This is a genomic window from Lacipirellulaceae bacterium (assembly GCA_040218535.1).
GTDB lineage: Bacteria > Planctomycetota > Planctomycetia > Pirellulales > Lacipirellulaceae > Adhaeretor.
In genome coordinates, this window is the sequence record JAVJRG010000005.1 from 1,452,067 (window position 1) to 1,475,294 (window position 23,228).

Sequence of the window (23,228 nt, forward strand, 5' to 3'; positions counted from 1 at the left end):
TTTCTTGTGTTAGATAATCCGTGCAATCCGTGGCCTAAATAATGAGTTAGTAGCGGTTATTGATCTTAGGTAACAAATTCCCAAACGCTTCGGTAAGAGCCTTCTTTTTGCAGGTAGTCTAACAGATCCGAATAGAATTGGTGCCCGCCCAGCGTGGCGCTGTCGCCGATGATACGCAGTGCCCGACGGGAGCGGGTCAGTGCGACGTTCGTACGGCGTGTATCTTTAAGGAAGCCGATTTCTCCTTGCGAGTTGCTGCGAACCATCGTGATAATCACAGCTTCTTTCTCGCGGCCTTGAAAACCGTCGACGGTGTCGATTTCCAGACCTTTCACCTGGAGATGATTCTTGAGCAGTCGTACTTGTGCTGCGTAAGGGGCAATGACCGCGATATCCTCCGGCACAACCCCCGCATCGAGAAACTGCTTCACTTGCGAAGCGACCCAGTTGGCTTCTTTCGGGTTGCGTTTGCTTTCGCCATCGGGTTCTAGTTCCTCATCCCAACCTGCTCCCGCTGTGTCCCAGAACTCCAGGATGGGGTCATCCTCAAGTGACTCGTCAACGCCGGGCACTTCAAACAAGCGGTGGTGCTTTACAGACGCGTCAGCGACTAGTTCTCCGTCGTAGAAATGGTCGCTCGAGAACCGCATGATCTTTTCGTGCATCCGATACTGTACAGTCAGGCGTTTGAAGACTTTCTCGCCGAAACTTTCGACAAGCCTTTCCATCGGGCTGATCCGAAACCCTTCTTGCGCCGCTTCTTCGGAGAGGATCGTCGGCGGTAGCTGGCAGTGATCGCCTGCAAGGACCAGACGCTTCGCGCGTAACATCGCTTGCCAAAGTGCGGGCTCTGTACTTTGGCAGGCTTCATCGATGACGACCAAGTCGAATTGACGGTCTCCGAGAAGTTCTTCATCGATTGTTAAAGTCGTGCAGATCACATCCGCAGAATTCAGGACTTGCTGAATGATATGTTTCTCAAGAAGTCGCGCCTGTTGGCGGAGGCTCTTCGCCTCCGCGTAGAGATTGCCACGGTGCTTGTAAGCGTTTCGCGATCGCGATGGTCGCGAAGCAGCTCGCATCAGGTTTTCAGCGTCGCGATACATTTCTTGCACGATCAATCGCGAGTCGTCCGCTTCGACCAGTTCATCCAGGGTATGTCCGCGTAGTGACTCGAACACCCGCGCCGGATGTCCAACACGAATGACCGCTGGCATCAGGGCGATTAGCCGTCCCAGGAGATTGTCCACTGCGGTATTGCTTGGGGCACAGGCGAGCACTTTCTCGCCGCGGCTGACTGCTTGATAAATCACCTCCGCCAGGGTCGTCGTCTTGCCAGTCCCAGGAGGTCCGTGGACGACGGCCACATCACGCGCGGAGAGGGCAAATCGAACCGCTTCCTCTTGTGGCGGGTTCAGTTGCGTGGCGAATTCAACTGGCGGGTGTTTATCGAAACGCAGTTCTTGTTGGGCGAGCAAGCAATCTCGCAAGCGGGCTTGCGAGCCGGAGAGCATCCTCGCTCTGGCAATGGCGGAAGCTTGCTTCAGTCGCGTCCGCTCGTCAGGGGACAGATCGAGCCGGAAGTTGCGCGCTTCAGGCCATTGGTCGAGAGCTATCTGAATAGTTTCCGAGGTTCTGCGACTGACGACTCCAGGCAGACTCTCACCCTGCGGGTTGGCATTATCAGAGACAATCACCGGCGAGCCAACTTTGAGCCGATTCATGGGGAGGCGTTCGGAGGCTGGCTTGGCGAAGTCGATGAGATTTCGTCCTGCCAGGCCAACACGATGATCGACCATGCGAAGGTTGACGATCGTCTCGCCCGTTCGCTCAGGGTTGCCAGCCTGTTTGCGAAGCCGCCGATCAGCAAGCCGCTGACGTTCCGCGGCACCTTCCATTTCGAGCCAGCGTTCGATCTGGTCGAAGTATCCTTCGGTTGTCGCCCACGCCACTTGCCGCTCGTTTCCTGTCGCTGAATACTTTGGTTGGTTGGCGTTTTGGGTCCGAGAGCTGACGTCTCACCGCTCGGAAGTTTTTCGATACTGCATTCTGGCAGGTTCGCTGGAGCTAGCTAGCGGGTTTGTCGATAGAACCAATTCGGCAGCCGCCGTGTCTGCCAATCAGCCGTCCCTTGCGGCTAAGCGGACGTTTTGGCAAAATACCCTGCTTGCACAGCCCAAAAGCACCCCTAGCTCAACTGGATAGAGCATCGGTCTACGAAACCGAAGGTTGCTGGTTCGAATCCAGCGGGGTGTACTTTCTCTAAGTGCTCTCTAGCACAGAGTTTTAGTTACCTGCCGGCATTCGGCAGTGCGGTTCTCTATTCCTGCCTAGGTCGAGCTTTTCTTGATCGGGCTGATCGCCAAGAACGGTTCTTACCGTCTTTGATGATCCAAGTGAAATCTGCATCAAAGCAAGCATGCAAGTCCGCTCAGCTTTTCATATTGGGGAACTGGCTACAGATGAGCTCTTCGATTGGTACGAACTTTTGACTAGCGGAAAGTCTTTGTCTGATTCACTTCTCTGGTCGAACTGACGACGCATTTAGTGCTCTACGATGTACGCTGAATACCAATTCAACTCAATCGACAATGCTTGCCAAGACCGCACAGATTCCACCTTCTTACGATCCCTGCCGAGCAAGTGCTTTGCATCCCTGAGGAAATTGCTACTTCTTTAACACTGATTGGCTTACTCGTGTACCTAGGAATGAAGGTCGGCAGAGCCTAAGTTATAGAACTGAGCAAGTGATCCAAGTCAGTATCCGCAACTCAGCCACGAACTCTGTCTTCTAAGGACACATATAGAGCACACTCTTGGCCAAGCCTGATCGAAATACTTTGCACTTTCTTTTGCTGAGATTACCGTTTTTATTGCTGTCCAGCATTGTCTGTATCTGCACAGTTACTTCGGGTTGCGATGTTTCACAGCCTAGCTCTGCTGATCGAGGAGAGGCAGAGACTCCCGAGCCGACACGACTGAAGGTCAACGTCGCACCTGTCACTTTCAGTGAAGAGGTCTTCGAGCGATCCATCGCTTTTGGCACGATCAAACCCATCCGGTCAAGTTCTCTCGGATTCGCTCGTGGTGGGCGGGTAGCAAAGGTTCGCTACAAGGTTGGCGAATTTGTCGCCGAAGGCGAAGTCATTGCGGAGCTTGAACAGGAAGAATTGGCGGACCAGCAAGAGAGACTCGGCAAGTCTCTTGCGGACGCTCAGTCTCAGCTTGCTGCCTATCAATCGCAAAACAATCGACAACTCATTACGCGAGCTCAACAAGACATTCAGCGGCTAAAGGCGCAGCAGACGGAGCTTGGGCGGGAATTATCCAAAGGCTTGATCGTTGCCCCTTACCGCTGTCAGCTTGCAGAGATTAACGTGACCGCTGGTGATATGGTGCCGAGTGGAAGACCCTACTTTCAGATTCTCGAAGACGCGCCGCCGGTCATTGAAGTGAACCTACCAATCGCCCAGGCGAGCCAGACGAAGGTCGGTGACACGGTCTGGATCAAACGGGATGAACAACTGCGACCTGCGACCGTAGCGAGCAAGTCACCCGAGCTCGACGCGTCGTCACGTACACGACTAGCGACACTCAACTTGCCCGGTCTAGGAGATGATGCCAATGGAGAAAATGACACCGAAGAGAGTGTTGATTGGACGATTGGCGAAGTCGTCGAGGTGCATTCTTGGAACGGCAGCAAGAACACGGGCTTTTGGCTCCCTTTTTCTGCTTTGCAACGCGAGGCCAACGGCTTGTGGTCGGCATTCGTCATTGAGGGCGAAGGGGAAGGACAAACGGTGGAACGGCGCATCGTCGAAGTGCTGCAACTTGAAGCTGAACACGCCTTAGTACGCGGTTCACTTACGGTAGGCGACTTGTACGTCGTTGAGGGATTAAATCGAATCGTGCCGGGGCAAAGTGTCGCTGGACAGCTCGTCGAGCGAGAATTCACACAGCCGGGGCCGCCGGAGGTGGGTGAATGATCGCCCATTTCCTGTTTAAGAATCCGCGGATTTTGTTGCTCCTTGTCGGCGTGATTGTCGTGGCGGGGCTGTCGTCATTCGTGTTGATGCCCCGGCTTGAAGATCCTGTGCTAGGGAAACGCGTAGCGGTCATTAGTACCGTCTTTCCCGGTGCGGATGCCGAGCGTGTCGAGTCGCTCGTGACCATTCGCATCGAGAACCAACTGCAAGGCATCGCGGAAATCAAGGAGATCCGCTCCAACAGCCGGACAGGCATCGCCAACCTTGTCATCAAGCTGAGCGACGAGGTCGACGATGTTGAGGAAGTCTGGTCACAAGTCCGCAACAAGCTGGCAGATGTCGAGGCCGATTTACCCACAGGTTGTTTCTCACCCGACTTCGAGATCTTTCCCCTCAAAGCGTTCGCTGCGATCGTCGCGGTGAAGTGGCGGGATGCGAGCGATCCTCAGCTTTCCATCCTACGCAAGCTGAGCAGCCAGCTTTGGCAACAAATCAGCAACTTGCCGGGCACCGAGTCGGTCGAAGAGTTCGGCAACCCCGGCGAAGAGTACCTGATCGAAGTTGAGCCGACCGTTTTGGTGGCGACGCAGCTGTCGACTGCGGCGATCGCTGGTCAAGTCTCGGCGAACATTGCAAGCCAGCCGGCGGGTTACGCGCGGGGCGACGATTCGCAGTTGTTGTTGGACCTCAAGCCAAGCGACTCGAACATCGACAAGCTGCGAGACTCGACCATCCGGTTTGGCCCGCGTGGCCAGTCAGTCCGGCTGAGGGAGATCGCCACCATCGAGAAGCGCACAATCACGCCAAAGACCGACGTCGCCCTGGTCGATGGCGAGCCGGGAATTGTGCTGGGCGCATTTTTCGACGACCGGCTACGTGTCGACCATTGGGCTAACTCCTTGCGAGAGCTCGTGGCGAAATTCCAAGACGACTATCAGGCCGAGCTCGACGTTGAGATCATCTTTTCCCAACAGGAATTCATCGACGTCCGGCTAAACACCTTGCTGCAGAATCTATTCCTCGGCGCGGCGGGCGTCACGTGCGTCGTGCTGCTGTTGATGGGCTGGCGAAGCATGATTGTGGTGGGAGTGACTTTGCCGCTGTCTTCGCTCATGGTGCTGGCCGGGATGCGGACGATGGGAATCCCGATGCATCAAATGTCGATCACCGGGCTCATCATCGCGTTAGGTCTGTTGATCGACAACGCGATTGTGATTGTCGAAGATGTCCGGGCAAGAATCTTCGGCGGCGAAACCACTCAGGATGCGATTCGCGAAAGCATTCGCCATCTAGCGATGCCGTTGTTCGGCTCGACGTTAACAACGACGCTCGCCTTCATGCCGATCGCCATCCTCCCCGGCCCCCCTGGCGAGTTTGTCGGGACGATTGCCATTAGCGTGATCCTAGCGATTAGCTCTTCGTTTCTCCTAGCGATGACCGTCGTGCCGGCGCTATTAGGCCTGATGCGAATCAGGACCGACCAACGCGGCACGTTCACCTATGGGATCACGAATCGACTGATTCAGTCGGTTTACGTTTGGTCCCTAAAGTTCGTTTTTCGCGTGCCGATCCTCGGTGTCGTGCTCGCATGCGCGTTGCCCTGCCTCGGCTACTGGGTGGCGGGGCAGTTGCCCAATCAGTTCTTTCCCCCCTCAGATCGAAAGCAAATCCAAATTGAAGTCGAATTGCCCGCTCGTGAGCCGATCGCCAAGACCCTCGCGACGGTCGAGACTTTACGGACGAGCCTGGTAAAGAATCCGGCGCTCGAACGTTTGCACTGGTTCATCGGGCGAAGTGCGCCGACATTCTATTACAACGTGGTCCCTAGCCGGCGAGGCACACCCTTCTACGCGCAGGCGATTGCGGAACTTGCCGCGGGACAGAAGGCGACTGCCGCGGTACGCGCACTGCAATCCGAACTCGACGCCAACCACCCCGAATGTCGCGCAATTGTCCGCCAATTAGAGCAAGGTCCGCCAATCGACGCCCCCATTGAGCTGCGCCTGGTTGGACCGGACTTGCAGAAGCTTCAGGAATTGGGCAATCAGTTACGATTGCTCCTCAGCCAGACGCCGCACGTGATTCACACGCGTTCCGATTCGGAAGAGACAATCCCCAAGCTGATCGTCGATGTCGATGCCGAACAGTCGGCTCGGACGGGAAATAACGAAACTCAAATCGCTTCCCACCTTTACACGACGCTTGAGGGCGCACCGGCGGGCAAACTGCTCGACGGTGATGAGGAATTGCCGGTTCGCGTGCGAATGGCTAGCGAATCCACCACCGGGCTTGATCGCCTGGCCGCACTGCAACTCGGCAGTGGTCGTCCGACTCGACCAAGCGGTCCTCCCGGAACACCACCAGCCGCAAGTGTTGCTGCGCCCCTGGCAGCGATTGCGGATTTTGAGCTCGGTTCCGACGTGGCCGCTTTGGTGAGAATCGACGGTGAGCGAACCAACGAGATCAAGGCTTACTTAACCGCCGGAGTCTTGCCGGCGGTCGTGCTTGAGGACTTTCAACAACGACTGGCAGAGAGCGGCTTCCGTTTACCACCGGGATATCGGCTTGACATTGGTGGCGAAGATGCGGAGCGTGCCAGCGCGGTCCAACGACTGGTAGCCAATGCGGGAGTGTTGTTCACGTTGATGATTCTGACACTCGTCGTCTCGTTCCGCTCGTTTCGTTGTGCGTTGATCATTATTGTCGTTGGGGGCCTCACGATCGGTCTGGGGCCGTTGTCACTTTGGTTGTTTGGATTCCCCTTCGGTTTCATGGCGATTGTTGGCACGATGGGATTAGTTGGTCTGGCAATCAACGACTCGATTGTCGTGCTCGCGGCAATCCGCAACAACGAGGCTGCCCGGCGTGGAGAAGTCTTGGCGTTAACGAATGTTGTCGTTAGCTGCACGCGACATATTATTGCGACAACGATCACCACGATCGTGGGGTTCCTACCGCTAATTCTCAGCGGTGGAGGGTTTTGGCCGCCTCTGGCGATCACGATCGCCTGCGGCGTAGGCGGGGCAACGCTAATGGCCCTGTACCTGGTCCCCTCTCTGACACGTCTATTACGTGTGAAGTAACACGCCCCAGCTCGCCGCTCCTCGCCAGCTTTTGCCATGATGCGCGTGGACAAAAGATCGCGTAAGCCTGTCCCTCTCAAGTTAAGCAGTCAGTGGTATTGGCGATTATCAAGTATCTAGTGTATCAGTGAGACAAGGTCATCGAATTTGCTTCTTGGCCTCGATACCTGTCATAATCCAAACAAATTCACTAAAATACCAGACTTACGACAAGACGCTCAGAGTACCCACTCCCCATGCCGCCAGCCGCTACACAAAGGGTAGGCACCAGCAGCAACGCCTTGATCGATGGAAGTCCACTCAGCATCAACCAGGTTGCTGCCATCGGACAAGGACATCGCCAGTTGCAACTCAGCGAGGACGCTGCGCTGCGCGAGCGGATCACCGCGGCGGCGGAACTCGTCGACCATGCCGTTGAAAAAGGGTGGCCCGTCTACGGAGTGACGACCGGCTTCGGTGGCATGTCAAACCTAGCCGTGCCTTGCGATCAAGCGGCTGCTTCCCAGCAGAACCTCTTGTCGTTTCTGGCAACAGGAGCTGGCTCACCAATCGACCCTCGTCATGTGCGGGCAGCGATGGCCTTGCGTGCCAACGTGCTCATGCAAGGTTATTCCGGCGTGCGTTTGGAAATCATCCAGCGACTTATTACCTACTTGAACCGAGGCGCAACGCCGGTCGTTCGCGAGTTGGGTTCGATCGGAGCAAGCGGGGACCTTGTGCCGCTTTCGGTAATTGCTCGAGCGATCACCGGTCATAGTAACTTCGTCAAAGTGCAAATCGATGGCCGCACTCTCGACGGACCGGCTGCACTTCGCGAACTCGATCTGGAGCCTATCGAGTTACGCCCCAAAGAAGGCCTTGCGCTAGTCAACGGGACGTCATTTAGTTCCGCAATCGCTGCGAATTGTGTCGCTGAAGCACGGCGACTCATGGCATTGGCCTTCGGCGCGCAGGCAATCATGCTTCGTGCCTTGAACGTGCAGGACGAGCCGTTTGCCGCCTTTGTTCACCAGCGTAAGCCACACCAAGGACAGGTCTGGTCTGCGAAAATCATGCAGCGGCTGCTCAACGAAGGGCGGGAATCGCTCAATGGCAGCGCCCATAAGGAGCTACCGTCCGAGCATATTCAAGATCGCTATTCGCTGCGCTGCTTGCCGCAGTATTTCGGGCCAATCGTCGAAGGCTTGGCTCGGGTGATCAACGTTGTTGAGACTGAAATGAATGCCGTCTCTGACAACCCGCTCGTTGATGCGGAGAATGGTCGTTTCTATCAGAGTGGGAATTTTCTTGGTCAGTACGTTGGTGTCGCGATGGACGACCTCCGCCGTCACCTCGGGCTGATGGCCAAACATCTCGACGTGCAGATCGCCTCGCTGGTCACCCCGGCATTCAGCAACGGCCTGCCTTCTTCGCTGCGCGGCAACGACGCGCTACCCTACAACATGGGCCTCAAGGGGCTACAGATCACCGGCAATTCGATCATGCCAATGCTCACATACCTTGGCAATCCATTGGTCGAACACTATCCGACACACGCAGAGCAATTCAACCAAAACATCAACGGGCTGAGTTGGGGCGCTGCCAATTTCGCCTGGAGGTCGGTCGAGCTGTTCCAGCATTATCTGGCAGTGGCCTTGTTGTTTTCTGTGCAGGCTATTGATTTGCGTGCCAAAGCAACACTCGATCACTTCGACGGTCGAGCATTACTGGGCAGCTTGCTCGCACCACTCTACACGAAAGTCTGTGAAGCCGTTGGCAGCGAATCTGGTCAGGAACGCCCGTTCCTGTTCGACGACGCGGACCAATGGCTTGAACAACATCTGGCAACGCTTCACGAGAACATTGCTGCACATGGGAGTGTCGTAAGTGCCGTTCAGCCGGTACTCGACTCGTTCGACGAATCTCCGCTCTGTCGAGGGTGAGCAAGGCGACCTTACGATCACCGGGTCGACGAGAGTTTATGAATATTTGCGAACACTTGACCGCCGCGGCAAAACGCTTGCCCGACAAAGAGGCGATTGTCTTTGAAGGCCAGTCGTTCTCTTTCGCGCAGCTCGAACAACTTTCGGCTCAAGCAGCAATGCGACTCAGCGAGGCAGGTGTGGGGCGTGGCGATCGGGTGGCAATCATGTTGCCCAATGTGCCCGCGTTTGTCGTGTGGTACTACGCCTCGCTCCGACTGGGGGCGATTACCGTGTCGATCAGCACTCGCCTCACCGAGAAAGAAGTCGCCTTCGTGGTTTCCGATTGTGAAGCAACAGCATTCGTCGCTGACACGGAAACTATTCAAAAGCAAACGGAGTACCTCCCCGACTGCGTCGCCAAGACATTCGGCGTTTCTGACTGGGCCGACCAATGTAACGGAGAAAAGCTGAAGGATTCACCCGACGGAGAAATCTCAGATTGGATCGATGCAGATCCCGACGAAGCCGCACTGATTCTATACACATCAGGCACAACGGGTTTCGCCAAAGGCGCGACGCTATCGCACAACAATGTGCGTTCCAACGTGCTGGAATTTAACCGTCTCTGCGACATGCAGCCCGACGATCGTATTTTGATCGCGGTGCCGCTGTTTCATTGCTTTGGTCAGAATGCGTTGTTGAACTCAGCGTTTAACGTTGGTGCAACGCTCGTGTTGCAGCGTGGCTTCGATATCAACGAGTCGAAACGCTTAATCAAGCAGCAGAAGGTGACGCAACTCTACGGCGTCCCGACGATGTTCCAGCTCTTCAACGAGAGTTGCACGCCCGCAGACCTTGCGTCGGTGCGTTACTGCTTCTCGGCGGCTGCCAAGCTTCCAATCCAGGTCAGTCGTCACTGGCTAGAGAAGTTCGACCAGCCAATCTATGAAGGCTACGGCCTCACAGAAACCTCGCCGTTTGCCAGTTACAACCACCAAGAGGACTACGTGATGGGCTCGATTGGCACGCCTATCGATCAAGTCGAGATGAAGATCGTCGATTCCGAGACCGGCGAGACCTGCCAGCCAGGAGAGTTGGGTGAGATCGCCATCCGCGGACCGAACGTGATGCTTGGTTACTGGAATCGGCCTGATGAAACCGCTAGCGCGATTCGCGATGGTTGGTTTCACTCGGGTGACATCGGTCGCCAGGACGAGCAGGGTTTTTTCTATATCGTTGATCGCGTCAAAGACATGATCGCGGTCGGTGGGTTGAAGGTCTACCCGGCTGAGGTAGAGCGAATCCTGCTCGACCACGCGACGGTCTCGCAAGCCGCTGTGGTAGGGTTACCGGATGACGTTTTCGGCGAGCGCGTGGTGGCGTTCGTGGTATTGACGCCTCAAACAGCAACCAACGGTGCTGACCTGCATGAGCAACTGCAACAGCATTGCCGCGACAACTTGGCGAGTTACAAAGTGCCAAGGCAGTTTGTGCCGACCGAGGAATTACCCCGCAACCCCTCGGGTAAAGTTCTCAAAACAAAGCTGCGTGAGGTCGACCTGAGCAGCGAAATCTCGACCGCTGCAACTTCCACCGACGAGTTGGCAGCGCACCTAGCCGCTTCCTCTCCCGCGACGCGCGAGCCAACGCTCTGGCCTGAGTTGAAAAAGAGTTATGCGACCAATCGCCCGCAAGTCGCCACCGAGTTTATACAAAACATGCTTCAGGTGCTCAGTGGTGAGGACGACCGCTTGGAACCAGACGCGCGGTTCTTAGAGGCAGGGCTCGACTCGCTGATGATCGTCGAAATGAGTAGCCAGATCCAAGCAGAAGTCGGCCCGACTTGCGAAATCCCGGCGACACTACTGTTCGACTACCCACGCGTTTGCGACTTAGCGGAGTTCCTGGTCCAGACTTTTACAGCGGACGAGCAGCCGTCATCACTCCCCACTAATGACTTGCCAGAGACCGCGTCAGCGGCCAGTCGCGAACTCGCCACCTTGCGACAAGAGGTGGCTGCAATGTCCGAGGACGAAGCACTCCAAGAGCTCATGAGAGAGCTTGAAAGTAGCTGAGTGCGTACTATTTGCACTGATCAAGAATTTAGTCTGCTAAGACACCTTTCATCACGACATGACCGAGCAACCGAACAATCAACTTTCGCCGAATAAGCAAGCACTGCTGAAGATCCGTGAACTCAAGCAGCTACTTGCGGAAGCTCAGCAAGGTGCTGCTGAGCCGATCGCGATTGTCTCCATGGCTTGCCGCTTTCCGCGTCGCTCGCGCACGCCCGAGGAATTTTGGAAATGTCTGCTGGAGCGGACCGACGAGGTCAGCGAGATTCCCGAAGATCGCTGGGACTTAGACGCCTTCTACGATGAAGATCCGGAAGTCCCAGGCAAGATGTACGCTCGCCAAGGAGTGTTTCTCGACAACCTCGATCTGATGGATCCCGAGTTCTTTGGCATCTCGCCGCGCGAGGCGACGTGGGTCGATCCACAACAGCGACTGCTGATGGAAGTTGGCTGGGAAGCACTCGAAAGGGCCGGTTGGCCAGCCGAAAAGATCGGCGAACAGACAGGTGTGTTCGTTGGTTGGATGCACAACGACTACCAGAACGAAGCCAGCGATTCATTCCTGAATCTGAACCCGTACATTGCCACGGGTGCCGCCGGTAGTTTCCTGTGTGGACGGCTTGCTTACTATCTTGGCTTACAAGGCCCCAGCCTTGCGGTCGACACGGCATGCTCCTCATCGCTCGTAGCACTGCACTTGGCATGTCAAAGTCTGCAGCGCGGCGACTGCGAGCGTGCGTTGGTCGGCGGCGTAAACGCCATCGTCTCACCGACGACAAATATTCTAACGTGCAAGCTTAAAGCCCTTTCACCAAATGGGCACTCGCGCGCGTTCGACGCGGCTGCCGATGGTTACCTTCGTGGTGAAGGTTGTGGTGTTGTGACCTTGCGGAAACTGTCTGATGCCCAGCGCGCTGGCGATCCCATCTTGGGGATAATTCGCGCGACGGCTGTTGGTCACAATGGCACCAGCAGCGGACTCACGGCACCTAATCCCAAGGCGCAAGAGAAAGTCATTCGCCAGGCGCTCGAACGAGCAGGAATCACCGCGTCGGACGTCGCGTATCTCGAAGCACATGGCACGGGGACCGAACTGGGCGATCCGATCGAAATCCAGGCCGCGGCCGCCGCACTCGCGCAGGCACGCGACGCGGATAATCCACTGCTGGTGGGCTCGGTAAAAACGAACATCGGGCACCTTGAGGCAGCGGCGGGAATGGCTGGGCTGATCAAAGTGTTGCTGGCCATGGAGCATCAGCAGATCCCGGCTCAGTTGAATTTTGACGAACCGAATCCGCACATCCCCTGGGACAAACTGGCCGTCAAGGTGGTCACCGAAGCAACCGACTGGCCGAGCAATGGTGAGAAGCGCATTGCCAACGTCAGCGCCTTCGGCATGAGCGGCACGAATGCGCACGCCGTCATTGAAGCACCTTCTAAGAATGAAATTCAGGTGCCCGTGACGGCGGAAATAAAGCAATCCAGCGAACCCAAGTTGGTTGTTTTGAGTGCGAAGAGTGAGGAGGCACTTCAGGAATTCGCCGAAGGATTCGAGCAACATCTTTCCAGCAGCGAACAAGATCTGGCAGACATTGCCTATACGACCTGCGTGGGTCGCAGCCATATGGACCAGCGTGCGGCGCTTGTCGTACGTGACCGAGAGCAGGCGATCAATGAATTGAAGACCCTTGCCCGGCTCGGCAAATCCAATTCGCTTTTCGTTGGCAATGGTCGACGTGCCCCTAAAGTCGCTTGGCAGTTCACCGGTCAAGGTTCGCAATACGTCGGGATGGCTCGCGGACTTTATTCGTCGCAAGAGGTCTTTCGAGAAGCCATCGACCACTGCGATCAATTGCTGCAGCAGTGGCGTCAGGCGTCGCTCACCGAGGTGATGTTCGAGCACCCTGAACTGATCAACCATACAAGCTGGACCCAACCGGCAATTTTCGCCGTCCAAATGGGGCTTGCCCGACTGCTAGAAAGCTGTGGTTTGAGGCCCGCTGCTGTCCTCGGCCACAGTGTCGGTCAGTACGCAGCAGCCTGCGTCGCGGGCATCATGACCTGGGACGAAGGGTTACATCTCATCAGCGAGCGCGGTCGGCTGATCGGCGAATTGCCCGCGGGTGGTCGCATGCTGGCCGTGTTCGCGCCGCCTGCTGAAGTCGAAAAGGGCATTGAGAGCGTTGCTGAAGTCTCATTGGCCGCACTCAATGGCACCCATACCGTTATCAGCGGAACCGAAGCGGCGGTCGCCGAGGTCGAAAAGGAGTTCGCCGCACGCAACATCAAAACGAAGGCGCTGACGACCTCACATGCGTTCCACTCCGCACTGATGGACCCCGCCCTCGCACCCTTCCAGGCGGTCGCTGATCAGGTGGAGTTTCAGCCGGGCAGCCTGCCGCTGGTCTGCAATGTCACAGGTCAAGCGCTGGCGGCGGATGCGGTGCTTGACGGTGCTTATTGGGCGAAACACATTCGCGAAGCGGTTCGCTACGCCGACGGGATCGAAGCCGTCCAACAACTTGGTTGCGACGTGGTGTTAGAGCTCGGCCCGCAGGCGGTGCTGACGCGCATGGCCGCCGCGAATTGGAAACAGCCCGCCACTGGACTGATTAGTTGCTTGCAAAGGGGCGGCGAAGATGCGAATTCGTTGCTGCAAGCAATCGGACAGTTGTATGTTCACGGCGCGACACCCGATTTCGATGCGGTTTACGCGCGCAAGGATGTAAGACGTGTCGTCCTGCCAACCTACCCCTTCCAAAGACGTCGTTTCTGGGGGCCGGACAAGCCACGTGCGTTCCATGCCGAGTTCCACACGGCCCACCCGCTCTTGGGCAGCAAGGTATCGTTGGCCGGTATCAAAGATGAAACACGCTACGAGAGTTTCATCGAACCCGATAGCCCGCCTTGGTTGCCCGATCATGAAGTGATGGGCCACACGGTTGTGCCAGGTGCCGCGTATGTCGAAATGGCATTGGCGGCGGCGGGGCATTCTTCGGTGAGTGAACTGGCTTTCGAGCAGCCGCTCAGGCCTGCCTCTCGTACGGCATTGCAAACCATTGTGCGACAGAATGATGACGGTCAGAAGACGCTCGAGGTTTTTTCCACGCCCGCCGGTGAAAACAATTGGACGCGGAACTGCTCCTGCAAGTTCGACGAGACGCCAGGCGAACGCCCCGAAGCGATTGATCGCAGCAAGCTCGAAGCCGCCTGCCCTGAAACGGCCTCGCCCGAGGATTTCTATCGCAAAATGCAAGAGTTGGGGCTCAACTATGGGGCGAAGTTCCAGACGATCGCGTCGATTCACTATTCAAAGGAAGCCGTCCTCACGCATTTGAAGACCGTGGGCGACATCCGCGGATTCACGATCCCCCCGACGCTTCTCGACGGAGCACTACATTCCCTGGCGGTGGGCCTACTTCGCGACGACGACGAGAACCTCTACCTGCCGGTCGGCATTGGCAAGTGCACCGTGTTCCAAGCGATCGAAAGCGAAGCTTGGTGTTACGCGAAATGGAAACAGTCAGAGGGAAAACTCCGTACCGCCGACATCACGCTGCTAACCGAAGCGGGCCAAGTTGTCGCCGAAATCGAATCACTCCAGGTGCAACAGATCAACCGTGCAGCACTGCGTCAGCTCAGCGGTGCTGGTCCCGAGCGGCTGCTCTACAACTTCGCTTGGCAGAGTTTCCGCCTACCGCCAGCCACAACGAAACAAACCAAGTGGTTGGTCGTCTCGACGGACCAGTCTGATGATTCGCTGGCCAGCCAAGTGGCGTCGAGGCTCAAGTCTCAAGACCACTCAGTGGTTCAACTTTCCCTGACGAGCAACACCGATTTCGAGCAGTTGTCTGATTCGCACTTTGCGATGTGCCGAGAGGAACTCGCCAACTGGGAACAGCTATTCGACGTGTCAGCCGCACCCGACGGTATCGCCTGGATCTTCGACTGCCATCAGCAGGCCAGTAATCAAACGGACGGTGGCGGCGGCGGCGAACTTCCCGAGACGACGAAGCTTCAATGCACGGGCCTGTTGAACCTGATCGCAACGCTGCAGAAGCGTAACTTACGAAAGCTCGAATGCGGACTTCAGCTTGTCACCAGCGATGCGATCGCCGCCAAGGAAGCCGCGACAGTCGATGCTCATCAGTCACAATACTGGGGCTTGGGTCGCGTGCTGGGCGCTGAACATCCCGAAATGCGTTGCCGTGTCATTGATCTTGCCTCCGAAGAGTCAGCGACGACGGAGACGGTCGGTGCCGTCGTTGATATTCTGCTGACCGAAACCCACGACAGCCAGTTAGCCATTCGCGCTGGGCAGTTCACGGTACCGCGACTGAATCAGGCGGCCGTTTCCCGCAGGTCGGGACCACCCCTGCAAGTTCATCCAGACGCCAGCTATCTGATCACCGGCGGCTTGGGAATGCTGGGCCGGCAGGCTGCCAAGTGGTTGGCGGAGAAGGGAGCCAAGCAGGTCGTGCTCGTTTCCCGACGCGAGCCCGACGCGCCAACCCAGGAATTCCTCAACACGATCGAGACGCTCGGCTGCCAAGTCGTTGTCCACACTGCAAGCCTCAGCTCAGCGGACGACGTCAAGACGCTCTTCGACCGCTTCGGCAACGACCTCAACCCACTAGTCGGCGTCATCCATGCCGCGGGTGTGCTCGACGACGGGCTGATTGGCGATCAAACCTGGGAACGGTTCGAAAAGGTGCTCGCACCAAAGATCATTGGTGCAACCCTTTTGCACGAATTCACGAAGTCATTACCGCTCGACTTCTTTATCCTGTATTCTTCCGCGGCTTCAGTACTGGGCTCGCCGGGGCAAAGCAACTACGCGACCGCCAATGCCTATCTCGATGGCTTGGCTTGGCAGCGGCGCGCACTTGGTTTGCCGGCCCTCAGCATTAATTGGGGACCGTGGACCGAAGGAATGGCCGACGACGAGCGAATTCTCAAACGCTTGTCGTTGCAGGGCATCACCCCGCTGGCCGTCAGCGAAGCGCATGATGCGATGGAAAAGATGTTGGCTGCCGATCTTGTGCAGACGACCGTGATGGATGTCGATTGGCAGCGAATGCGGATGGGCATGGGTGGCGAGTCTCCCGCTTTGCTCGCGGAGTTGGTCTCCACCAAACAGAAATCGCAGGCAGGCGAATCGGAGTTAGTCGTCAAGCTGAAACGACTCCGCGGTGATGCCCAAAGAAAACTGTTGGTCACGACGATCCAAAACACCTTGCAAGGGATTCTCTCTACCCCGGACCTTCCGGAAACGGATCGTCCCCTGATCGAGATGGGTCTCGATTCCTTAATGGCGGTCGAGTTCGGCACGGAACTGCAATTGCTTCTCGGCGACCAAATGGGCATCGGACCCACGATGCTGTTCGACCATCCGACGATTGACGCGATCTCTGATCATGTCTTGGAATTGATCGTCAGCGATGCGGAGGAGACTTCTAACGAATCAAGCGAGCCGGCCAAGCCGCTCGCTGAGACGGCGCGGGCCGAACGCGAAGATGTCGCGATCGTTGGTATGAGCTGCCGTTTCCCTGGGGCACGCGACCTCGACGAATTCTGGCAGAACTTACTCAATCAGGTCGATTCGGTTCGTGAAATTCCGGATGACCGTTGGGACATCGATCGCTTCTACAGTGCCGACCGCGAGCCTGGCAAGATGTATACGCGCGAGGGCGGTTTCCTCGAAGACATCGCGGACTTCGACGCGGAGTTTTTCAATATCTCGGATCAAGAGGCTTGCTGGATCGATCCGCAACATCGCATGCTGCTCGAAAATAGTTACCGGGCTCTCGAAGATGCCGGCATTTCGCCGCACCCGTTGACCGACGCAAACGTCGGTGTGTTCATGGGCATCATGGGCCAAGACTACGCTTTTCTGCCAAGCCTTGACGACGAAGAAGTGATCCGCGAGTTCCGCGGTGCCGGCCTCTCACACAGTGCCGGCGTGGGACGCATCAGCTACCTCTTTGGCTTCGAAGGTCCAAGTGTCGCCGTCGATACGGCAAGCAGCAGTTCCCTGGTCGCACTCTTCCAGGCAGTACGAAGTCTGCAGGACGGCAACTGCAATATGGCACTCGCCGGGGGCGTCAACGCGATTCTGGCACCGGTCAATTCGCTGCTCATGTCGAAGGCCGGATTGTTGTCTCCCGATGGTCGTTGTCGTTCGTTTTCGGCCAGTGCTAACGGCTTCGGTCGGGGCGAGGGCTGCGGGGTTGTCGTGCTCAAACGATTGAGCGACGCCCAACGCGACGGCGATCGCGTCATGGCAGTCGTGCGGGGTGGCGCGGTCGTCCACAACGGATTCACCGGAGGCATCACGTCACCCAGCAGCAAATCACAAGCACGCGTCATCGCCGAAGCACTCAAGGACGCCCGCCTCGCACCCTCGCAAGTCCAGTACTTGGAGGCGCACGGCACAGGCACCGAGTTGGGCGACCCGATGGAGTTGGCTGCCGCGTCGTCGGTCTACGGCAAGGGGCGCAAGCCCGACGAACCATTGCTGGTAGGCTCGGTCAAAGCGAACATCAGCCATCTCGAAGCAGCCGGCGGGGTGTCGGGCTTGATCAAAACCGTACTTGCTTTGCATCACGGTATTCTCCCACCGCAAATGCACTTCGACGAGCCAAGCTCGCATATCCCCTGGAGCCGTCTGCCTGTGAAGATGGTCAGCGAACAGACGACGTGGCCGGAAACGGAGCAACGCGTCGCCGGGGTGACCGCTCTGGGACTGGTTGGGACGAACGCTCATGTGATTCTCAGTTCGTCCGCGAATATTGCCAACGAGGGTGAAGCTGATGAAACGATGCTCGCCTCACCAAGACCGACCCAACTCCTCGTATTGAGCGCCCGCAGCGAGATCGCACTACAGGAGCTTGTGGTAAAGCACTTCGATTACCTAAGCGATCATCCCGAAGTCGATCTGGCAGACTACTGTCATACCCTGGCGACCGGACGACGCCACCACGAATACCGCACTGCACTGACCGCGTCGTCGCGGGAAGAGATGTTAGAGCGACTCGCCGAGGGAATCGACCAAGAACCATCCGGGCCGTCGTTTCATCGCAACGGTAGTGCCTCCCAAAACGGCGCACACATGAACGGGGCGACCGGCGGCTCCGAACCACGACAATCGAACGCTGCGATGAGCCATTCGACATCAGCTCCAAAAATCTCCTGGCTGTTCGGCGACTTCAGCACCACGACCTTCGAGAGAGGACGCGAACTGTATCGCGCCGAACCCGTCTTCCGCGAGTTGATCGCCAGCTTCGACCAGCGTTTGGCAGAACACTCAGCGGCGACCAACCAATCGCACGCTCCTCTTGAGGAATGGTTCACGAGCGAAACCAATGCGAACCAGTACAGCGAAGTTCACACTTTCGCCGTGCAAGCAGGCCTGGCGAAAGTCTGGGAATCGTGGGCCATCGAGCCTGAGGCTGTGGCTGGCTTCGGAGTGGGTCAGTATATAGCCGCGTGCGTAGCGGGCGGATTGTGCTTCCTCGATGCGCTGACGCTAGTGGTCCAGCGGCAGGAGATACTCACTCAGAAACAGTCGCTCTCCCAAGCCGACCAAAGCGATGAGCTGAGAGCCGCACTCGACGAATTTGAGACTTTCGCCGATACCATCAACTACTATCCGCCCAACCTGCCGCTGATTTGCAGCTCCAGTGCCTCCATCGTCCCCGTGCATCGTTCACTTGGCGGCAGCTACTGGCGGCAACACTGCTTGGACGTTCCTCAAATAGAGGAAAGCATCGAAACACTTATCCAGCAGGGAGCCGATTACATTCTCGAGCTCGGAACGGTAGATGCTGCGAAACCAAACGACAACACAGCGACATGGTTGCCCTCTCTGGACGACAACACCGATGCGACGACCTCTATGCTAGCTGCCCTCGGGCAGTTGTACTTAGCCGGAGCACTGCCCGACTTCAAACAGTTCAACGGCCACTGGCAATTTGAAAAACTGAGCTTGCCGACTTATCCCTTCCAGAAGAAACGCTACTGGATCACGGAGATCTCGGATCACGTCGAGCGACCGGCAGAACCTATTCAGAGTTAGTGTCATTCAAAATTGACGACGGAAGCAAGATGAAAGAGCATAAACCATACGATGTGGTAATCCTCGGCGGCGGGCTGGCGGGTCTGACGTTGACCAAACAGTTGCTGATGAAGCGCCCCGAAACGCGGATCGCCGTGATCGAAAAGCGGACCTTTCCCGTGTCAGAGGCAACGCACAAAGTGGGCGAGTCGTCGGTCGAAATCGGCGCCCATTATTTTGCCGAGGAGCTGCAGCTCAAAAAACATCTGACCGATCACCAGTTGCCAAAGTTCGGCCTTCGCTTTTTCTTCAAAGAAGCCTATCAGTCGCTTGCCGAAGGAACCGAAGTTGGGGGAAGCCACTTTTTCTCGGCACCCAGCTATCAGATTGATCGCGGACGCTTCGAAAACTACTTGGCGGAGACCGTCACGGAAATGGGGGCCACGATCCTCAGCGGTTCAATGCTGCGAGAAGTCCACCTGGAATCAGCCGACGGAAAATCCTCACCGACAGACCATCGCGTTGTCGTTACGCGCGACGGCGACGAGCAAACCTTGCACGCCCGTTGGGTGGTCGACGCGAGCGGTCGAGCGAGTTTCTTGAAACGCAAACTGAATCTTTCCGAGGATCTCAACCACGACATTAACGCCGTTTGGTTCCGAATCGACGAGACCATCCAGATCGACCAGTGGTGTGACGACCAAAATTGGCAGGTGCTCACCGGTAAAGTAGCCCGCCGATGGCTGAGTACGAATCACTTGATGGGCGAGGGCTACTGGGTCTGGCTGATTCCGCTAGCCAGTGGCTCGACGAGCATCGGCATCGTGGCTGATCCGCGTATCCACGCCTTACGCGACATCAACAGTTTTGAAAAAGCCCTAGCTTGGCTCGACAAACACGAGCCCGAGTGCGCCGAGAGCATTCGCCCACACCGCGAGAAAATGCAAGACTTCCTGGCCATCAAAAAAATGTCGCGTGGTGCACGCCAGGTGTTTTCCGCCGATCGGTGGGGCCTTGTGGGCGAAGCGGCTGCGTTTCTCGATCCGTTCTACTCGCCTGGCAGCGACTTCATTGCCATTGGCAACGCGATGGTCGGTAAACTGATCGATGAAGACCTCGCGGGACGCCCCATCGAGCACCTAGCCCCCACACTGCAAAGTGTTTTCCTCACGCTCTTCCAAAACAACCTGCTCACCTACCGCGATCAGTATCCGCTGTTCGGCAACCCGCGCATCATGGCGCTGAAGTTCGTCTGGGACTATGCCGTCTACTGGGGCTTTCCGGCCCTGTTGTACTTCAACGGCAAGCTGACCGACGTTGGGTTCATTCAGTCGCTCGCCAAGGGGATCGAAGAAATCCGCGAGATGAACTTGAAGATGCAGCAGTTTTTCCGCGGCTGGTACGAGGCCGACCCGACGGTACGGGCCGAGTCCGCGTTTGTCGATCAGAGCCAAATTGAATTGATGACCCGCCTCAACGCCGAGCTGCGCGAGAAGCTCGACGATGCCGCATTGAAAGCACGCTTCGCTGACAACGTCAATTTGATCCGCGACCTAATGTACGAGATCACCGACCGCATCCAACGCGTGCAACCAGCCGTCCAAACGGATATCCCCGAACGCACGGCAACGGAGAATCGCCTAGAAAACGTGTTCGAAGTTTTGAACATTTAAGAGCAGTTTAGAAAACAGTTTCGTAACCCGAAGCGTGAGCGAGGGGCCGTGCTGTCAGGGTTTTTCCCTCGCTTACGCTTCGGGTTACGATTAATGAAACCACTACCGGACGCGGCCTTCAGATTTCAAACAGCAACCAAGTGAACCTACGAGACCGACAATGGAACAACAAACCGACCTCACAATTCTCGGTGGTGGCTTGGCAGGGCTCTCGCTAGCGCTGCAAGTGCGGCAAGAAGCTCCGCAGGCCAACATCACGGTACTCGAGAAACGCAAACACCCCGTTCCCGAAGCGGCCCACAAGGTGGGTGAATCCACGGTCGAAGTCGCCGCCCACTATTTCGGACGCGTACTCGGCCTGCGCGATCATATTCTCGACCAGCAATTACCCAAGCTCGGCTTACGGTTCTTCTTTCCCTCGGGCGACAATTCACGAATCGAGAACCGCTTGGAACTCGGCGGTAAGCGTTACGCGCCGTGTCCGAGCTACCAACTCGATCGCGGACGCTTCGAAAACTTCCTCGCCGATCGCTGTTTGTCACAAGGGATTCGCTTCCTTGACCGTGCTGATATTCAATCGATCGAGATCAATCGCCGCGGCACGCACCAAGTGACCTTCGAGACCGAGGGCAACACTGAGTCCGTTGATGCACGTTGGGTCGTCGATGCCAGCGGTCGCCGCGCTTTCCTCAAACGGCAACTCAAACTCGAAAAGTCGTCGCCGCATCGGGCAAGCTCCGCCTGGTTTCGTTTCGCAAAGCACATCAAGATCGACGATTGGTCTCAGGACCCCGTCTGGAGCGAAGGGCACGAGGGTAAGACGGGGCGTTGGTACAGCACGAATCATCTGATGGGCCAAGGTTACTGGGTCTGGATGATTCCGCTGGCGTCGGGCTCAACGAGCATGGGCATCGTTGCCGCCGAGGAATTCCACTCGCTCTCGAACTTCAACTCGATGGATAAAGCGCTCGCCTGGCTCGAACAGCACGAGCCGCAATGCGCTGCCGCGGTCAGAGAAAACCTGGACGAACTGCAAGACTTCCGTGCGATCAAGCATTACGCCACCGAATGCAAACAAGTGTTTTCTGGTCGTCGTTGGGGCATCACCGGCGAGGCCGGCTTTTTCCACGATCCGTTCTACTCGCCCGGCAGCGATTTCATCGCGTTCTCCAACACGTTCCTAACCGATCTGATTCGCCGGGACCTCGCTGGCAAGGAGTTTCGCATTCGCGCGTTCTCGTACGACCGTATCTTCAAACGGTTCTACTACGGCACGAAAACCGCCTACCAAGACCAGTACTGCCTGTTCGGCAACCCAACGGTCATGCCCGTGAAAATCCTGTGGGACTATCTGATCTACTGGTCAATCACCGGCTTCATTTTCATGCAAGGCCGGATCTGCCATCAGACGATGTACCTGCGCAACATGTCGAAGCTGTCGAGACTCGGCAAGCTGAACCACTTTATGCAAGACTTCTTCCGCCAATGGCATCAGGCAACCGCCGACGACCAGTCGACCGGCGCGATCAACATCTCCGAGATGCCGATCATCCGCCAAATGAACACTCGCCTGCTCGAAGAAATGAGCAACCCTCAATTCTTCAGCCGCTTCAACACCAACCTGGAGCAACTAGAAACACTCGCCTGCGAAATCGTCGCCCAATCCGGCCAAAACATCAGTTGCCCCTTCCGCCGCCACTCCAAAGCCGCGGTCCTCGACGATACTTTCCAGCCGGTGTTCAACCCAAAGCCGAACGTCTCGTCACCGGCGGCGGTTGGGGTTTAGGTTGGAGTTGCTCCTGACTATTCGACGAAGAAGACAAGGCCGAAGAGCTGTGCCTGATTCTGAGTCTGGGTTCTATCGCGAGTTTCTAAGGCCCAGAAGCAACGATTTATTTCTCGCCGGCAAAGCCTCCATTCGCAAAGTTTGAAATTACTTCCTCGGGACCGGATTCGACGGCCAGCAACTGTTCGATCTCTACGCGGCCCCCGGCAAAAGAACCATCTGGCGAACGATCCTACTCACGCTACCAGTTCAGCCGCGATCTGACTTGTGCACGCCGCGGACTTGGAAATTGTCCTCTGGCGGCTCGTTGTCAGGCGCCCTTTGTTTCCTCGTCGTTGCAACAATAACCGTAGAAAAACAGCCCACTTCCCAGGACGACCCGCCGGAAGTTTCTTTAAGCAAAGCGGACAAGCAATCATGCGTCAGCTTGAGTCCCATTAGAAAGCGTGAATCTGCAAACTATCGAGGTGTGTGGCCCACAGACGACGTATAGTTGATTCCCTAGCCTGAGCAAGCCAGCGATGGTACCAAGCGCCCGACCTTCGGCTTTGCTAGGGCTCGCTGCTAGAGCCAGTGCCACCCGCCGAACCGTGAATGAATTACAGCAAACTATCGTGTACGCAGTTCGCAGAAAACTTGCGATTACTCTCTAATCTGCCTACAAT

General features: G+C 56.8%; 8 protein-coding genes and 1 tRNA gene. 8 read left to right on the top strand and 1 reads right to left on the bottom strand.

The features are described from left to right. Positions 1-65 precede the first annotated feature (65 nt). Entirely contained in the window at positions 66-1,952 is a 1,887-nt protein-coding gene (locus RIB44_06120; GenBank protein ID MEQ8616152.1) for an AAA domain-containing protein, read from the bottom strand. Positions 1,953-2,182: 230 nt separating this feature from the next. On the opposite strand from RIB44_06120, the gene RIB44_06125 reads away from it, so the two are divergent. The 8 genes from RIB44_06125 (at position 2,183) to RIB44_06160 (ending at position 22,563) form a co-directional block, all read left to right on the top strand. Further along, positions 2,183-2,256: transfer RNA gene (locus RIB44_06125), tRNA-Arg, on the top strand. Positions 2,257-2,816: 560 nt separating this feature from the next. Further along, entirely contained in the window at positions 2,817-3,986 is a 1,170-nt protein-coding gene (locus tag RIB44_06130) for an HlyD family efflux transporter periplasmic adaptor subunit (GenBank protein MEQ8616153.1), read from the top strand. After that, entirely contained in the window at positions 3,983-7,069 is a 3,087-nt protein-coding gene (locus tag RIB44_06135; GenBank protein MEQ8616154.1) for an efflux RND transporter permease subunit, read from the top strand. The genes RIB44_06130 and RIB44_06135 overlap by 4 nt, the downstream gene beginning before the upstream one ends. Positions 7,070-7,305: 236 nt before the next feature. Next, on the top strand, positions 7,306-8,991 hold the full coding sequence (locus RIB44_06140) for an aromatic amino acid ammonia-lyase (protein MEQ8616155.1): 1,686 nt from the start codon (positions 7,306-7,308) through the stop codon (positions 8,989-8,991). 38 nt (positions 8,992-9,029) lie between these two features. Beyond that, positions 9,030-11,048 carry an AMP-binding protein gene (locus RIB44_06145; protein MEQ8616156.1) on the top strand — a complete coding sequence of 673 codons (2,019 nt, stop codon included), beginning with the start codon at positions 9,030-9,032 and terminating at the stop codon, positions 11,046-11,048. Positions 11,049-11,106: 58 nt separating this feature from the next. Beyond that, entirely contained in the window at positions 11,107-19,125 is an 8,019-nt protein-coding gene (locus RIB44_06150; GenBank protein ID MEQ8616157.1) for an SDR family NAD(P)-dependent oxidoreductase, read from the top strand. Positions 19,126-19,154: 29 nt separating this feature from the next. Then, positions 19,155-20,777 carry a tryptophan 7-halogenase gene (locus tag RIB44_06155; protein ID MEQ8616158.1) on the top strand — a complete coding sequence of 541 codons (1,623 nt, stop codon included), beginning with the start codon at positions 19,155-19,157 and terminating at the stop codon, positions 20,775-20,777. Between the two features lie 160 nt (positions 20,778-20,937). Then, a complete protein-coding gene (locus tag RIB44_06160; GenBank protein ID MEQ8616159.1) occupies positions 20,938-22,563 on the top strand; it encodes a tryptophan 7-halogenase in 1,626 nt (541 codons plus the stop codon). The last annotated feature ends 665 nt before the right edge of the window (positions 22,564-23,228 follow it).

Excerpts from the sequence above, each read along its gene's own strand:
- RIB44_06135 (MEQ8616154.1), top strand. The coding sequence starts at position 3,983 with ATGATCGCCCATTTCCTGTTTAAGAATCCGCGGATTTTGTTGCTCCTT.
- RIB44_06140 (MEQ8616155.1), top strand. The coding sequence starts at position 7,306 with ATGCCGCCAGCCGCTACACAAAGGGTAGGCACCAGCAGCAACGCCTTG.
- RIB44_06145 (MEQ8616156.1), top strand. The coding sequence starts at position 9,030 with ATGAATATTTGCGAACACTTGACCGCCGCGGCAAAACGCTTGCCCGAC.
- RIB44_06150 (MEQ8616157.1), top strand. The coding sequence starts at position 11,107 with ATGACCGAGCAACCGAACAATCAACTTTCGCCGAATAAGCAAGCACTG.
- RIB44_06155 (MEQ8616158.1), top strand. The coding sequence starts at position 19,155 with ATGAAAGAGCATAAACCATACGATGTGGTAATCCTCGGCGGCGGGCTG.
- RIB44_06160 (MEQ8616159.1), top strand. The coding sequence starts at position 20,938 with ATGGAACAACAAACCGACCTCACAATTCTCGGTGGTGGCTTGGCAGGG.